Source organism: Borreliella valaisiana VS116, assembly GCF_000170955.2.
Lineage (GTDB): Bacteria > Spirochaetota > Spirochaetia > Borreliales > Borreliaceae > Borreliella > Borreliella valaisiana.
The window spans coordinates 14103-28107 of sequence record NC_012177.1 but is presented as its reverse complement, the minus strand read 5'-3'; the positions used below and the strand labels follow the sequence as shown (position 1 = coordinate 28107).

General features: G+C 27.6%; 16 protein-coding genes. 4 read left to right on the top strand and 12 right to left on the bottom strand.

Translation table 11 applies throughout. From position 1 onward, the window contains the following. Positions 1–14 precede the first annotated feature (14 nt). The 5 genes from BVAVS116_RS04595 to BVAVS116_RS04575 form a co-directional block, all read right to left on the bottom strand. A complete protein-coding gene (locus BVAVS116_RS04595) occupies positions 15–623 on the bottom strand; it encodes a DUF228 domain-containing protein (protein ID WP_012665669.1) in 609 nt (202 codons plus the stop codon). A 55-nt stretch (positions 624–678) separates the two neighbouring features. Further along, complete coding sequence (locus tag BVAVS116_RS04590) at positions 679–1281, bottom strand: DUF1357 family protein (protein ID WP_012665668.1); 603 nt, start codon at positions 1279–1281, stop codon at positions 679–681. A gap of 11 nt (positions 1282–1292) precedes the next feature. Continuing rightward, positions 1293–2540, bottom strand: coding sequence for an anti-CBASS protein Acb1 family protein (locus BVAVS116_RS04585; RefSeq protein ID WP_233486686.1), 1248 nt, complete (start codon positions 2538–2540; stop codon positions 1293–1295). 350 nt (positions 2541–2890) lie between these two features. Next, positions 2891–3499, bottom strand: coding sequence for a hypothetical protein (locus tag BVAVS116_RS04580; RefSeq protein ID WP_012665666.1), 609 nt, complete (start codon positions 3497–3499; stop codon positions 2891–2893). Positions 3500–3647: 148 nt separating this feature from the next. Next, positions 3648–4322: a hypothetical protein gene (locus tag BVAVS116_RS04575; RefSeq protein WP_040351376.1), complete on the bottom strand. Its 675-nt coding sequence runs from the start codon at positions 4320–4322 to the stop codon at positions 3648–3650. Between the two features lie 529 nt (positions 4323–4851). Here BVAVS116_RS04575 and BVAVS116_RS04570 point away from each other — a divergent pair. After that, entirely contained in the window at positions 4852–6438 is a 1587-nt protein-coding gene (locus tag BVAVS116_RS04570; protein WP_012665663.1) for a peptide ABC transporter substrate-binding protein, read from the top strand. A gap of 150 nt (positions 6439–6588) precedes the next feature. Here the strand turns inward: BVAVS116_RS04570 and BVAVS116_RS04565 are convergent, their stop codons facing one another. The 5 genes from BVAVS116_RS04565 to BVAVS116_RS04545 form a co-directional block, all read right to left on the bottom strand. Continuing rightward, positions 6589–7128 carry a hypothetical protein gene (locus BVAVS116_RS04565; RefSeq protein ID WP_012665662.1) on the bottom strand — a complete coding sequence of 180 codons (540 nt, stop codon included), beginning with the start codon at positions 7126–7128 and terminating at the stop codon, positions 6589–6591. A 174-nt stretch (positions 7129–7302) separates the two neighbouring features. Further along, the gene (locus BVAVS116_RS04560) at positions 7303–7491 is read right to left on the bottom strand and encodes a hypothetical protein (RefSeq protein ID WP_012665661.1); all 189 of its coding nucleotides are present in this window, start codon (positions 7489–7491) and stop codon (positions 7303–7305) included. 137 nt (positions 7492–7628) lie between these two features. Beyond that, positions 7629–8024 carry a hypothetical protein gene (locus tag BVAVS116_RS04555; RefSeq protein ID WP_012665660.1) on the bottom strand — a complete coding sequence of 132 codons (396 nt, stop codon included), beginning with the start codon at positions 8022–8024 and terminating at the stop codon, positions 7629–7631. Positions 8025–8317: 293 nt separating this feature from the next. Beyond that, positions 8318–9670 (bottom strand): PBSX family phage terminase large subunit, encoded by a 1353-nt coding sequence (locus BVAVS116_RS04550; RefSeq protein ID WP_012665659.1) that lies wholly within the window; start codon positions 9668–9670, stop codon positions 8318–8320. A 3-nt stretch (positions 9671–9673) separates the two neighbouring features. Beyond that, complete coding sequence (locus BVAVS116_RS04545) at positions 9674–10267, bottom strand: DUF603 domain-containing protein (RefSeq protein ID WP_012665658.1); 594 nt, start codon at positions 10265–10267, stop codon at positions 9674–9676. Between the two features lie 134 nt (positions 10268–10401). Here BVAVS116_RS04545 and BVAVS116_RS04540 point away from each other — a divergent pair, with 134 nt between their 5' ends. From BVAVS116_RS04540 to dbpA, 3 genes are all read left to right on the top strand, one after another. Continuing rightward, entirely contained in the window at positions 10402–10710 is a 309-nt protein-coding gene (locus tag BVAVS116_RS04540) for a hypothetical protein (RefSeq protein WP_012665657.1), read from the top strand. Between the two features lie 414 nt (positions 10711–11124). Next, complete coding sequence (gene dbpB, locus BVAVS116_RS04535) at positions 11125–11673, top strand: decorin-binding protein DbpB (protein ID WP_012665656.1); 549 nt, start codon at positions 11125–11127, stop codon at positions 11671–11673. A gap of 129 nt (positions 11674–11802) precedes the next feature. After that, complete coding sequence (gene dbpA / locus BVAVS116_RS04530; protein ID WP_012665655.1) at positions 11803–12309, top strand: decorin-binding protein DbpA; 507 nt, start codon at positions 11803–11805, stop codon at positions 12307–12309. A 118-nt stretch (positions 12310–12427) separates the two neighbouring features. On the opposite strand, the gene BVAVS116_RS04525 is transcribed toward dbpA, so the two are convergent. Together BVAVS116_RS04525 and BVAVS116_RS04520 are read right to left on the bottom strand one after the other, a co-directional pair. Continuing rightward, positions 12428–12859, bottom strand: coding sequence for a DUF261 domain-containing protein (locus tag BVAVS116_RS04525; RefSeq protein ID WP_012665654.1), 432 nt, complete (start codon positions 12857–12859; stop codon positions 12428–12430). A gap of 573 nt (positions 12860–13432) precedes the next feature. Then, on the bottom strand, positions 13433–13978 hold the full coding sequence (locus BVAVS116_RS04520; protein WP_012665653.1) for a chromosome replication/partitioning protein: 546 nt from the start codon (positions 13976–13978) through the stop codon (positions 13433–13435). Between the last annotated feature and the right edge of the window lie 27 nt (positions 13979–14005).

The window sequence follows — 14005 nt, the reverse complement described above, 5'->3', positions numbered from 1 at the left end:
TAAATTCTCCTATTTTAAATTTCATCTCTTATTTGTTTGACTAAAAAAAGAACTCTAACTCCATAAACATCTCTTCTGTCTTTAAATTCTTCAGCCGGTCCTAATGCTAAAGCGTGAATAACTGTTGCATTCTCTAAAGCTTTTTCTAAAAACCCTTCGCTGTTTATTATTAGTTTATCTTCTGCTTTAATTGTTTTGTCTTTAGCAATCAAAACACATTCAAAACTACAAGTCATTGGTACAACTGTACCGGTTCTTGAAAAATCATCAAAGTCAACACAAACCCCATAAAGATCACTACCGCCGCCTCTTGCTATTTGCAAATGTGAGCCGTTAACAATAAGCTTGACCCCACATTTGTAGCAAAAATCTTGAGCTTGATAATTTTCAAACTTATCCGCTGAAGAGCTTTTAAGAACACCTTTTTGAGCAAAATAAAATCCCCCATCTTTGAATTTACTACTCTCAAATACAGGGTAACTGTTAACATTAACACTTTGTAATTTGTCTAAAACAATTTTTTGAGCTTGATTTTTTTTTAAACTTTCAAGCTGACTCTCAAGTTCTACTTTTGATGCTTTTAGTTTTTCTATCTCTTTTTTAAAATCAAGTGATTCACTCATTAATAAATATCTCCTTTTTTAAATTATTTTTTTTAAAAGCTTAAATTACAAAAATTTAAACTAATACTTTTTTATTACAATAAAATTCACGCTTAAGCTCTTCCCATTCATTAAACATTGCTTTTCTTAAATCATGGTATGTGCTAAAAAAAGCATTTTTGTTTCTTAAATTATTTTCCTGATTTGATTTTACTTTTTGGAAATTTATTATTTTGTATGAATTTTCTACATTCTTGTTCTGATCAATATTAGTCTTTGCAACCCGTATTAGTATTGCGCGAGAAGATGAATCAATCTCATCAAGATTGTTAGTCCCAGCTATTGCTAAGATTTGAGTTGCTTTTACATACTTTCTAATAAGCTCTAAAGCTTGGCCTTTTACCACCTCTTTAAAAGAATACCCTTTTGATAAAAGATTTTCTGTATTGTACTCAAAACTTAAATTATCATTTGCAAGTTTATTTATCTCAACAGATTCTCTTAAGTCACTATGAGAAAAATTACTTGAATCATTATTAGCACTTTTAAGATTTTTATATTCTAAAAACTCCTTAATCAAAGCATTATTAGAGACTCCATTGTCTGTGCTTAGCTTTTTTGGATCTTCTTGGTTGCTTTTACTCTCGTAATCTACACCCTCAAAAGACGTTTTTTCCATAATTACTCCTTTTAAATAACTAAACTTAATTGTTCTTTTAAATTTTCTCTTGCCTTATGACTTAGATTTTCATTTTTAATTAAATCTAAATATTTTATATAAACATCAAGAAGCAAATTGTCTCTCTCAAGTCTTTGCTCGTAGCTTAAAACTTCAAGTTCATTAAACTTCATATTTAATCTGTAATATTTGTTAAGCTTAAGATTGCATGCATTAGCAACAGATTCTTGTACGCCTTTTAAATAATCGTAATAATTGCTTTTGTCTCCCTTGCCACTACTGCCAAGTCCTTTGACCTGCTCATTAAAACTTCTAGTAAGAGGCTCTTTGGTATCAGCACCAATTTTTGCTTTAACAAGGTCAAAAGCGTCTTTTAAAAACTCTAAATCATATTTTATTACTTCTAAACGCGCATTCTCTGATGCTGTATAAAAAATTCCATCATTGTTTAGCGTGCTTTTAATCTTGCTAAGTTCTCTGTTAAGCTGCTCAGAAGCACTACTTAATGCTGAAAAACTCTTGTTTGACTCTTGACCTTTAAAAAAAGTAGAAAATATTTTGCCTTTATTATTGTTTGCTAAAACGCTAATTTCTTCTTTTGCAAGCTCTAAAGACTCAACAAGTCCCACTAAATGCTCGTCTTTGTAAAACAAAAAATTATAGTTTCTTATTCTCTTTTCTATTTCTAAATAAATTTGTTCTAAAAGACAAATATTAAGAAGCAAACTTTGTGTATAAGCAGGTTCGTGTGATCCTAAAACATAATCATAATTTTCATAAATTATTACTCTACTTTTATCTATTTTTACAACCCTTGCCTTCTCACCCACACCATCTAAGTCTTTTGAGGTGGAAAGGTACTCTATGTACTCAGATTCTCTTTTGTTAATAATTTTTTGAAAATCTAAATACTTAAAACCTGTGGGCAGTTCACTGTTAACCTTTTTACTTAAATCTTCATCTTCTCCTTTGGGTTTTACCAAAATATAGCCTGCTCCATTAAATCTATAGCTTATCATTGCTTCAAGAAGAGCTTCTTTTAACTCCACCTTTAAGCCCAAAAGAGATTCTCTGCCTTCTTTTAAACAAGAAGTTTCAAGCAAGCTTAAATTAATTCCATTTTTAAGAGCATCTTCTGCTGAACTTTCTATGTAATTCCTAAAAAAAATTGAATATTTGTAAACATCAATAGGATTAATTTGGGACTGTTTGCTTTTTATTTCCATTTTAAATTCATTAATCATTTTTTTAAATATCATTATACATTATTATATCAAAAACCGTTTTTTATGCAAATCGTTCTTATTTAATATTTATTATTAAATAAGATTTATGCACAACGTTTAAATATTAAAATTCATTTAAAATTTTATAAAAAAACAATATGTTTTAAAGTATTTATGCTAATATTAACTTAAGAATATAAGTAAAACTTACAAAGTATTCTGCTTACTGTTAAGCGCATTGTTAAAAGATAAACATTATAAAATAACATTAAAAAGAATATTAAATTAATACTTTATCCAATCCCAATAAATATTAAAAAGGTAGAGAGCCGTCTCTCTACCTTTTAATATTTAAAAACGTCTGTAAATCAAATCATCATAACCTAAATATAAAAAAATAAAATCTGCTTGCCTTCTATTCCCCGTTGCGCAATAATAGATGTTGCCAAAAGTGATGCTCTGATTGCTTTTATTAAGGCTTTGTCTGCTTGAAATGTGGATTTAATAACCAAAAGCAGTCCAAAAAGAAATTCTCTTTTCTCAAAATTTTCAATGCTGCTAATCTCTTCTTCTGCTGATCTCATTCCTTCTTCTTCTTCGTATAAAAAATCAATCTCTTTTAACCCTATTGATTCAATCTCACTTACTGTATGTGAATCAAAATTGACTATTGTCCAATAAAATATTTTTAAAATCTTGTCAACAATGCTAAATGTTACAGGAATATCAAAATCAAAAGGAATTTTATCAAATTCTAAGAGTAAATGGTTGTTTAGTTTTTTAGCCAGCTCAATCGTAGAAATAAGTCTTGATTTTGACTTTTGAAGCTTTAAATACGCATCATCCAAATTGTTTGTCTTTAAAATTTTATTTAAATTAGTCTCTATTGTTAAGGAAAATTCAATAACTTGAGTTGACAATTCTTTGGCAAATTCAACATTATTAAATTTAAAATCCTGAAAATTGCCAGTTGTGTTGTTATTATCACCCATAACCTAAAGATAGAATCTTGCAAAAGTTTTTTTAAAGTCGCTTCTAAAAAACAAAAAAGACAAGTTCACACTAGAACCTGCCTTTATAATAAATCATATCTCAAATACTTAAAGATTCCCATCATTTTTTAAATTTTGCAATTCTTTGTTACTTTGCTGCTTCTAACTTATAACTATTTAAATTTTTCAAATCTTTCAATTCTTTATTACTATCGCTTTCAGTAAACACCTTTTTAATTGCTTTAAAAATCTCTTCATTGCATTTCTCAGGTTTTTGACTACTATTATCATCTTTGTTCTTGTACGCTTCAGTACCAAATGCATCAGCTACCTTTTGGAAAAATAAACTTAAATCATCGCCTTTCCTATTTTTAATGTCGTAACAAACGTATTCATTAAAACCTAAAGATCGATTATTATCACTATGATACACTTTTTTGCTTTCATCTACTGCTTTAGCGACAATCCCACAAATATTGTTAAAAGAATCTACAAACTCTTTTTGTCTGTTAACATCCTTAGAAAGCCAATCAAAAAATTCTTTATAGGATTTCTCATACTCAGCTTTTACATCTTCTCTACCATTAACACTTATTGCGTCTTTTAAAAAGCTTTTTACAGCCTCTAGCCTTTCAGACTCCTGCGATGTTAAGGTAGGTCTTCCAGCTTCAGCAATTAGATCTTTAACCGATACACTGTCGCTAACAACAATAGGCTTACCATCCTCAGCAGCAATTTCTGTGAGCGACTTAACACTAGCACCAAACTGCTTACAAGAAAATAATAATATTAACAATGTCAATAAAACATTTATCCTTCCCATTAAAACCTCCACTAAAATAGTCCGACATTATAGTTCATTTTTTAGCATTCTCAAGACATACAAAAAAATTGTTTTTGTTTTACTTTTTAAAAACAATTAAACTTTAAGAATTAAACCTTAAATTTTTATTCTCTTTAAAAGTCTTAAAAACCTAAATAAAGGTTCAAAAATTTTTTTGGAAAAAACAAAGAGAGATATATACTTGTTTATTGTTATAAATCAACAATTCATTGAAAACTTCTTTAAAACTACAAATAGGGCCTCAAAGCCCTATTTGTAGTTTTAAACCCAATAACAAAAACTATTGTGTAAGTAGTCTTTTGAGTTTATTATTTATATTGTTTTGATTTTTTATTAAAATTTTTCATACTCTAGAGCACCTCTTTTAAAACTGAAAACATTTAAATTGACAAACAAACAACAAGCCTTTTGAAGCTCAACAAAAGTAGCAATTGTATTTTTAAAAAAATTTTGCAATATAATTTGCTATACAATAAATTAATTATTGAAAATAAAAAAAGGAGGCATTATGATAATAAAAAAAAAATTATTTTTGATACTGGCCATCATAGTTGTAATCTCGTGCACAATTTCTAAAACACAAGAGGACCTTATCTTTGGCGTTGGAATTGGAAACGAACCAACATCACTTGATCCACAATTTTGCAGCGACAAATTGGGCCAGTTAATTATAAACGAACTATTTGTTGGACTTTTAAGAGGTGATCCCAAAACGGGTGGATACAGACCAGGTCTTGCAAAAAGCTGGGACATTTCTCACGATAACACTTGCTATACATTCTATTTAAGAGACGACATTTATTGGAGTGACGGCGTTAAAATAACAGCAGACACTATTAAAAGCTCATACATAATGGCCTTAGAAAGTGATGATAAGATACCAAATATTAACCTATTAGCATCAAAAATAAAAAATGCAAAAGAATTCCATACAACAAAATTACATGCAGATGAAGTTGGAATACGGGTAATTAATGAAAAAACTTTAGAAATAACTCTTTCCACTCCAACAATATATTTCCTTGATATGCTTACAAACCCAATATTTATACCTATTCCTATTCACGTTGTTAAAAAGTTTGGAAATAAATGGACAAGTCCAGAAAACATGGTTACAAGCGGGCCTTTTAAACTAAAAAGAAGAACCTTACACGAAGAAGTATCTCTTGAAAAGAATAAAAATTTTTATGATGCCAAAAACGTTGCTATTAATGAGATTAACTTTATTACTGTAAACGATGCCCGCAGAATTTACAGCATGTACGAACACAATGAAATTGATGCTATTTTTAACAGCATACCTTTAAACCTTATTAATGAACTTATTTTAAGAGAAGACTTTTATTCAGCTGACATTAGCCGAGTTGGATTTTTTTCATTAAATACAACTGTCAAACCCCTTGACAACGTAAAAGTAAGAGAAGCATTATCTCTTGCAGTTGACAGAGAAACATTGACCTACAGAGTACTTGATAATAACTTCAAAGCATCAAGAAAAATAAGTCCTAACCTTAACAATTATAATTACGGCAAAAAATTAAAACTATACAACCCGCGAAAAGCAGAAAAACTTTTAGCTGAAGCTGGATATCCGGATGGGAAAAAATTTCCAACTCTTAGAATACAATACAATAACAATGACCTTGAAAAGGAAGTTGCCATTTTTATTCAAGGCCAATGGAAAAAAGTTTTAAATATTGATGTAGAAATTGAACCTGTAGCATGGAATACTCACATATCAAACATTCTAAAAGGACAGTATGAGATCTCAGTAAGGTCCTGGCAAGGAGATTATTTAGATCCCATGGCATACTTTGATATATTTACAACTAAAAACTCACATCTTTCATCTTACGGATATTCAAATTCTGAACTTGATGAACTGCTTGTTAAATCTGAACTTGAATCAGATGAAAAAATAAGATTAGAACTATTAAAAAAGATTGAAGAAATAATTATTGAAAAGGATTATCCAATAATTCCAATATACAGTGTTGTGGGAAACTATCTTTTTAAAAATGATAAATGGACAGGATGGAGCACAAACAATTCAGAAAGATTTGCCCTATCAGAAATAAAACCTTTAGAAGAATAACTGCTTTTTTATAAATAGAGTCAAAATTAATGGCTCTATTTATAAAGTCCTTTAAAAAATATAAATTAATAAATGTTTATTTTTTTTAATTTGCTTGGCTAAGCATAAGAAAAAATACGCAAATAAACGTAATAAATAATAAATTAAAGCTTATTTTTGCATTAATGCTAAAGAACTCTCTTTTAAAGAAGTTAAATCCTTTAAAGCCTTATTAAAGTTAATACTGTTACTAAGAATGTAATTACATATTTCTCTTAATTTTTCATCTATATCTGAATATTTTTGGTTTAAAAGTCTCAATTCTGGCTGTGGATCAAGAACAGCATAATTGCCTTCGCTTAACATGCTAAGCTTACTTAAGCTATTACTACTTTTTTCCATTAAACCATGCTGTACATTTAAAATCTCTAATATTTTATTTAAAAGATTAATTTTTTGTTCGCTAAATTCGCTAAAGAAATTGCTAACTTTAATCTCATTATAATTAGAGATTCTAGAGCTTAGTCTATCCGTAAGGCTTTTAAATTTCCTTTGAATTTTTAAAATAGCGCTCTCTCTTTCAGCTAAAGAAAGTTCAGCAAAATTTAAATCGTATTTATTTCGGTTGCTTTTTTTCATACTAGAGAAATCATTTAAATAACAAGAATTTACTACTATTGCCAACACATATACATAAATATATCTCTTCATGTATATTCTCCCTAATTAAAATTTAATTTATTTCAAAAACCTGCGAAATATTTTAAGCATCTAACAAACACACATCTTTTACATAAATCCACCAATCAATTTAAATATATTGCTTAATATTAAAATTACTTATTATTTTCAATAAATTTAAAAGTTTAATTCTTTCTATTTTATTTAATGCTTTCTGTTTCTACGATATCGCTCTCTAGCTCTTAATTTAAGTTTTTCTCTGTTCTTCTGATAATATTCTCTGTTATAATTAGAAGCTCTCTCCTTATTTTCAAATAATGAATTCTTATTGTGAGACTTATTAAAAGAACTACAACCAAAAAGACATATTAAAAAAAAAACGGCCATTCTCATATTTCTCTCTCCTTGAAATATATTTGAATAGATAAAAAAATATCTGAATATCTGATCGGTCTTTTTAAATTATCGAAATTATTAAATAATACATTTTAAAAATAAACTTCTTTAAATTTTCTTAAATTAAATACATTCTACTTGGTAGTTTTAGGGTCAACAAAATTATCAAATTCTTCTACTAACTTTTCAAACTCCTCTTCTGTGTAATTAAGCTGTTTTAGTTTAGATTTAAAATCACTTTCTAAGGCTTTCAAATCAACAGGTTTTTTATTTTTATTTTCTTTAGCCTCTACATATTTAAACCCAACTGAAAATAGGTTTAAAATTACATCTCTTTTAGAGTCGCCAACTTGCTTAAAATATTCATCAACTCTAGATTTTTTTGCAGGGTCGCCCTTATAGTGGTCTTTAACATTTTTTAAAACTTCTGACCTTTCTAAATCTGTAAGTTTTACCCCAGACCCCAAATTACAACTAAAAATAAAAATTAAAACTGGAAATAAACATATATAAAAACATTTACTTCTCATTTTCACTCCTTTAAAAATTCAATTCATAGAAGTTCAATTATAAATCATATCAATAGCATTTCCCAAACAATTGAATTTAAAAATAATTTTTAAAAACTTTTAAAAGATTAAATATTGATTTTATTTTTTTACAAAAAATTGTTATTTTTAAAAATAAATTTTAACTGCTTTAAATTAACTTAATCTTAGGTTTAAGGCAAAGTAAATTCAAACCAAAATCAGCACAAGGAATAAAAAATTTAACATGGTTGTTAATCACAAACTTAAATTAGTTACTAACAATTTAGATCAAATCATAAATATTTAAACTTACCGAAATGAAATAATTTTTCTTTATAATTTAGTGTTAAAAGAAGGTAAGCATTTGCAAGAGAATCCAGTGCATCATCTTTTGTTTTACCGTCTCCTTTGTAGCTGTAAATATCAGCTACCACATTTTTACTGATTATTTTTAAAAATTCTATTTTACGGCTTTCAAACAAAGGAATAAGAGCACATATTCTTTTGAATTTACTACTTAAGGGTTTTATTGGTGCAACTTTAAAATAATTAATACTTTTATTTCTTAGAAAAAGAATGGTTTTGGTTAAAATCCCATCTCCTTTGGTACTATCTCTCTCTTCAATATAAACAGTATTTACATTGAAATTTTCTATTAAAACTTGAATAGAACCAAGCATTAAACTATCACTTACTGGTTTTTGGTCCTGATAAATATATGCATAAAACTTCTCAAAAGTGCGTTCTAAAACACAAATAGCTGTATTGTCTCCACCTACTGAGAATGCAGGATCAATGTACATTATTGGGCTTTTAAATTCATAATCTTGATTAAAAATCATTTCATTAAATAATGCAGATTCATTTAAAATCCACTCGCCGTAAAGCACTCGGGCCTTATATGCAGGAAAATGTTTGTAAAGTTTCTCCTGAGTTTCAATAAAATCTGCTGAATTTAAAGGGTTGTCATACGTTGTGAAATTATATGTTTTAAAAACATCTGTATTTTCAATATAATCTGTTTTAAAATAATGCGCTGGACTTTCTGGATTTGTATCAAAAATAATGATTGATTTTCCTTTTCTAAGTCTTTTTATTACTTCAAGCAAAGTTTCTTTGTGGATTACTGTTGCTTCATTTACATAAATTATTGCGCTATTGCCCCCTCGAATCTTAGAAAAAGCATCTCTGTTTCTACCTCCGTAGATATTAAGCTCAAGTCCTGCTATTTTACAAAAAGATTCACCACTTTTCTTTTTCTGATAATCAATTCCTAAAAAACCACAAATTTTTTCTATTTGCTTTATGGTATTTGTCATTAACAGGCCAATAGAATTGCCTATAATAAAATTATTAGTATCTCTCTCATATAAGGATTTGTTTTCAATAAGCTTTTTAATAAGCAAATATGAGGCTAAAAATGTCTTACCACTTGCAATTCCACCACTAAATATTACTTTTGAATAATCGTGGCTTTCTATGTCAAAAAGCACTTCCTTTTGCTTAGCGGTCAAACATTTGTTTTCAAAATCTTTAAAACAAATATTGGTTGATTTTGGCTTAATATAATCCAAAATATTGATATTAAATTTATTTTTAAACTTTTTCTGAAGATTTAGAAATATTAAGGATCTTGAAAATTTCAAATTTTACTCCAATTTTAAATTCTTACTACTTAAAACAGATTTAAGTTTAACAAGAGCATCGTAATCTTCTCTCATGCAAATATTAATAAGCTCTTTTTCAAGATCTTCTCTCTTTTTAATCTTAGCATCAAGCTCCATTTCAAGGCTTTCATTACCACTTAAGCCTCTTTTTTTATTGGTGTCAATCTCGCTTTGAAGCTTACTAATTTTTAAATCCAAAATTAATGCATCTTTTTTTATTGATTTCAAACTAAGATTTTTATATCTATGGTGAGAATCAATAAAAGAACAAACTATTTCATAAAATAATCTTTCGGTATCATTTTTAGCATTTTCTAACTCACAAGCCTTTCTTGTAGCAAGTAGCACTAAATTGTCAAAATTATCCTCATTAGCTGGAACTCTAGAAATACCCTCTACTGCCAAATTACTAGAAGAAGAGTTTTTTTTACAAACAGAATCATTGGATTTAAAATATTTGTTTCGGGCTTTTGCTACAAAAGATTCACCAACACCTAAAATTTGAGCAATGTCTAAATCTTTTAAACCTTTTTTAAATAAAAAAATATATTCTTCTTTTCTATTTTTAAATATCATTATTTTATTTTAATTAAGTTTTTTTAAAAACTCAAGAAAAATTAAATTGTTTTTATTGGGAATAATTAATTTAACGATATATATTTTTTAATTAGAATTAAATTAATAAAAATAAATGGTAAAGGAGAAAGAAAATGTTTAAAATAAAATATATTTTGCTGCCCGCGCTAATATTATCCTGCAATATGGACAAGGGATTTACTCAAGAACAAGAAACGAGAATCAAAGAAATAGTTGTTACCGAACAAAATGAATCATTAAAAAGCTTAATAGAAGCTGCTGGCAACAACACATCTAATGAAAGTTTACTAGACATAATAATTAAGGGAAAAAATAAAATAGTTTCTGGAGCACATAAAACAGGAAGGTTCTTTAAAGGCTTAAAAGGCGCTATTATGCCCACTAAACCTGCTTCTCCTGCTCCCGCTACTCCCACTCCTTAAATGAAATAGTATTCAAAATAGTCAAAAGAGAAGCCAATAAATTGCGGGAGCATGGCTTCTCTTTTATTTTTAAGACCTAAATTCTTTTAGATCTTTGATTTAATTTACAAAATAATTAATTAGCAACATTTTAGCAAACTCTCACCAAATCTTAAAATCAAAAACTCGCTTACAAAAATTAGCTTGTAATTCCAAACAATAGTATTGCTATATTTGCATAAAACAAACTTATGCTTCCCAACAAAAATAAAATTTAAAATAATAAACTTTAAAATAAAAATTTTGCTTTAATGCAAATCCAAAAATTATGTTAATTTTATTAACTACTGTGTTTTATTTTATTTCAAATAAAATGGTCTAGAATTTAGATTTTGATATTAATTATTTTTAATAGGAGGTAACAAAACAGAAAAAATGAAAAAATTCAATTTAACAATTGTAGCTTTGTTTGTTGCTCTGTTGGTAGCTTGTAATTTTGGACTAACGGGAGAAACAAAGATAGCTCTTGAATCGTCTTCTAAGGATGTAAAAAACAAAATTTTACAAATAAGAAAAGACGCTGGCTTAAAAGGTGTGAATTTTGAAGCTTTTACAGACAGAGAAACCGGTTCTAAAGTATCAAGCGGGGGATCAGTCATAAGAGAAGCAAAAGTACAAGCTATTGATGCAACAGAAAAGTTCTTCAAAACAATAGAAGAAGAAGCTTTAAAGCTTAAAGAAAATGGAAATAGCAGTCAATTCTTGGCTATGTTTAAAATAATGCTTGAAATTTTAGAATCATTAGAAGCTATTGGGATAAAAGGGGTTAAAAACTCTGCTTCAGAGGAAGCTAAAAGTAATCCTATAAACACATGTGAAAGATTGCTTGAAGCCAAGGTAAAAATAGAAAATAAGCTAGAAGACATTAAGAAAAAACAAAAAATTAACAATGAGGAGAAAAAAAATAATAAAAGCAAAAAATAAAAATAAATCTTAAAATATTGTAATTAGAATGGACTAAAAATGAAATTTTAGTTTGTCCTAATATTTACAATTTAATATTTATTTAATGCTTTTATTAAAATTTAAATTCAAAATAAGGAGATTAATTGTATGACTATATATAATAAAATTTTAATTAAAATAACTTTACTTGTTAGCCTGTTTATAGCATGTAGCTTAACAGGAAAAGCTAGATTAGAATCATCAGTTAAAGACATTACAAATGAAATAGATAAAGCTATAGAAGAGGCTAAAAAAGACGGCGTAGAATTAGACAAAATAACAGATAAAAAAGCAGGTGGCAAGGTGGCAGGACCTAAAATAAGAGAAGCAAAACAACGCGCCATTTCCTTAACAGAAAAATTCCTAAAAGAAATAGAAGAGGAAACTATTAAGCTTAAAGAGAATGGGGGGGGTAAAGATGAATTTTTAGAAATGTATAAATTAATGTCTAAAGTCTCAAAAGCAATAGAAGGTATTGGGGTGCTAAAGATGTCAGAAACAGCCTCACAGGCAGCTGAAAAAACTCCTGCAACTACAGCTGAAGGGGTGATTGGGATTGCAAAAGCAATGAAAGCAAAATTGCAAAATATTAAAGAAAAACAAAATAAAAAATAATACTACTACATAAGAACTATTTTTATTGTCTAGCTTAAAACAATGGGCCAAACAATCTAAAGCTTTAGATTGTTTGGCCCTATAAGTTTAATATATATAATTTAGTAAACATTCCCTTTTAAAACATAATATCAAATATTCTTTTTGATATTATTTCAAATTTCTTTCCTTTGGCCTGTAAATCAAGACTGTCGTAAAGTATCTTATTATTGTCCATTACAATAAAATGAACAAAATCCTGATCTTTCAACTTAATCTCTGTTATTTCAAACTCTCTACCAGCTACAGGCAAATAAAGTGAACTTTCATACCTAACCTTAGAAAATATTTTATAACAACTAAGAATTTTACATGGATTTAAAATATAACAATCGTTTCTAATGTAACCTAATTCCAAAAACCTAAGGTAATTTAAATTAACATCTTTTGCCTTGAAATCAAAGCCTGTTAAAATAAATATCCAATAGTGTAGAGATAAAAAATAACACCCGGACTTTTGAATGTCTTTTAAAAGCTCTTTATTGCTTTGCAATATTTTTTCAATAAACATTTTTTAATTCTCCTAAAACCTTAAATTGGAATAAAAGGATTAAAACAAATTGTGTGTGCAAGCACAATTTGTTTTTCATATATTTTGAAATAAACAATTTTTAAATATAGTTTTTAAATAATTAAACATGCCTTATCAATAAGAAATCTCAATTTAGAATCTAAAAGCTTAATAAGAAAATATTTGGTTTAAGAACGGTCTTTAATATTGCTAAAACCAAGCCACTCAAACTAATTGTTTTTAATGGCAAAAGTTTTAATTAAAAACTTGTAGTACTCTTTCCTTTTAATCTTATTAAGCCTTTTCATCTTAACCCCTAATATAAGTTTTTTACTAATATTATAGTATAAAAAAATTTATGTTTTGTAAATACTTTTCTAAATTTTTCTAAAATTGCTGTTAAAAAATGAAAATCTTTAAGTCAAAAATTAAAGGGTTTATTGGAATTTCTCTAAAAAGAATCCCCAATAAACCCTTTAAGGTAACAGGTCCTTATATTAAGAGCGACACATTGCGTGTCAGTCTGTACCTATAAAGTATACACTAACTTTTTAAGTTTTGCAAATAAATATTTTATTTTCGTTTATTTCTTGAAGTTTTAAATTCTTCAATTATTTTTAATAAAAAATCTTTTTCCTCAAAAAAAATTTTTTCCAAAAGAAAGCTTGTAAGCTTAGCATTTTTTTTATAAAAAGAATAAGATTCTTCCTTTTTAAGCTGAAATCTCAGCGGTTTTATTGGGTTTTGGTTAGATTTTTTTAAACTCGGACTTTCTTTTGTTTTAAGCAAACAAATTGTCTCATTGATCCCGTTTTTAACCACATACTTCTCTTCAATCAAACCTTCTTCTATTGCTGTTGCAATTTTTAGATACTTATATGTTTGAGTTCGAGCAAGTCTGTAGTCTTTTGCAAAATCATCAAAACTAGAATAGTTGTCAAGTTTATAATATTCTTTATCTTTAATTTCTTTTAAAACCTTCATTGCTTCTAGTTTACAATAAATTTCTTTTTGAAAATTGATGTTTAATTTTTCTTTAAGCTTATTATAATGAATAAGTGCTTGTTCTTCTTCGTTAACACTCTCAGATAAATTCCTTTTATTTATCTTTATCTCCACTTATACTCCTCCTTTACAATTGAGTAC

Coding starts and splice junctions, on each gene's coding strand:
- BVAVS116_RS04575 (WP_040351376.1), bottom strand. CDS start 4,322: ATGGGAAGGATAAATGTTTTATTGACATTGTTAATATTATTATTTTCT.
- BVAVS116_RS04585 (WP_233486686.1), bottom strand. CDS start 2,540: ATGATATTTAAAAAAATGATTAATGAATTTAAAATGGAAATAAAAAGC.
- BVAVS116_RS04560 (WP_012665661.1), bottom strand. CDS start 7,491: ATGAGAATGGCCGTTTTTTTTTTAATATGTCTTTTTGGTTGTAGTTCT.
- BVAVS116_RS04595 (WP_012665669.1), bottom strand. CDS start 623: ATGAGTGAATCACTTGATTTTAAAAAAGAGATAGAAAAACTAAAAGCA.
- BVAVS116_RS04580 (WP_012665666.1), bottom strand. CDS start 3,499: ATGGGTGATAATAACAACACAACTGGCAATTTTCAGGATTTTAAATTT.
- dbpB (WP_012665656.1), top strand. CDS start 11,125: ATGAAAAAATTCAATTTAACAATTGTAGCTTTGTTTGTTGCTCTGTTG.
- BVAVS116_RS04570 (WP_012665663.1), top strand. CDS start 4,852: ATGATAATAAAAAAAAAATTATTTTTGATACTGGCCATCATAGTTGTA.
- dbpA (WP_012665655.1), top strand. CDS start 11,803: ATGACTATATATAATAAAATTTTAATTAAAATAACTTTACTTGTTAGC.
- BVAVS116_RS04545 (WP_012665658.1), bottom strand. CDS start 10,267: ATGATATTTAAAAATAGAAAAGAAGAATATATTTTTTTATTTAAAAAA.
- BVAVS116_RS04565 (WP_012665662.1), bottom strand. CDS start 7,128: ATGAAGAGATATATTTATGTATATGTGTTGGCAATAGTAGTAAATTCT.
- BVAVS116_RS04555 (WP_012665660.1), bottom strand. CDS start 8,024: ATGAGAAGTAAATGTTTTTATATATGTTTATTTCCAGTTTTAATTTTT.
- BVAVS116_RS04590 (WP_012665668.1), bottom strand. CDS start 1,281: ATGGAAAAAACGTCTTTTGAGGGTGTAGATTACGAGAGTAAAAGCAAC.
- BVAVS116_RS04525 (WP_012665654.1), bottom strand. CDS start 12,859: ATGTTTATTGAAAAAATATTGCAAAGCAATAAAGAGCTTTTAAAAGAC.
- BVAVS116_RS04540 (WP_012665657.1), top strand. CDS start 10,402: ATGTTTAAAATAAAATATATTTTGCTGCCCGCGCTAATATTATCCTGC.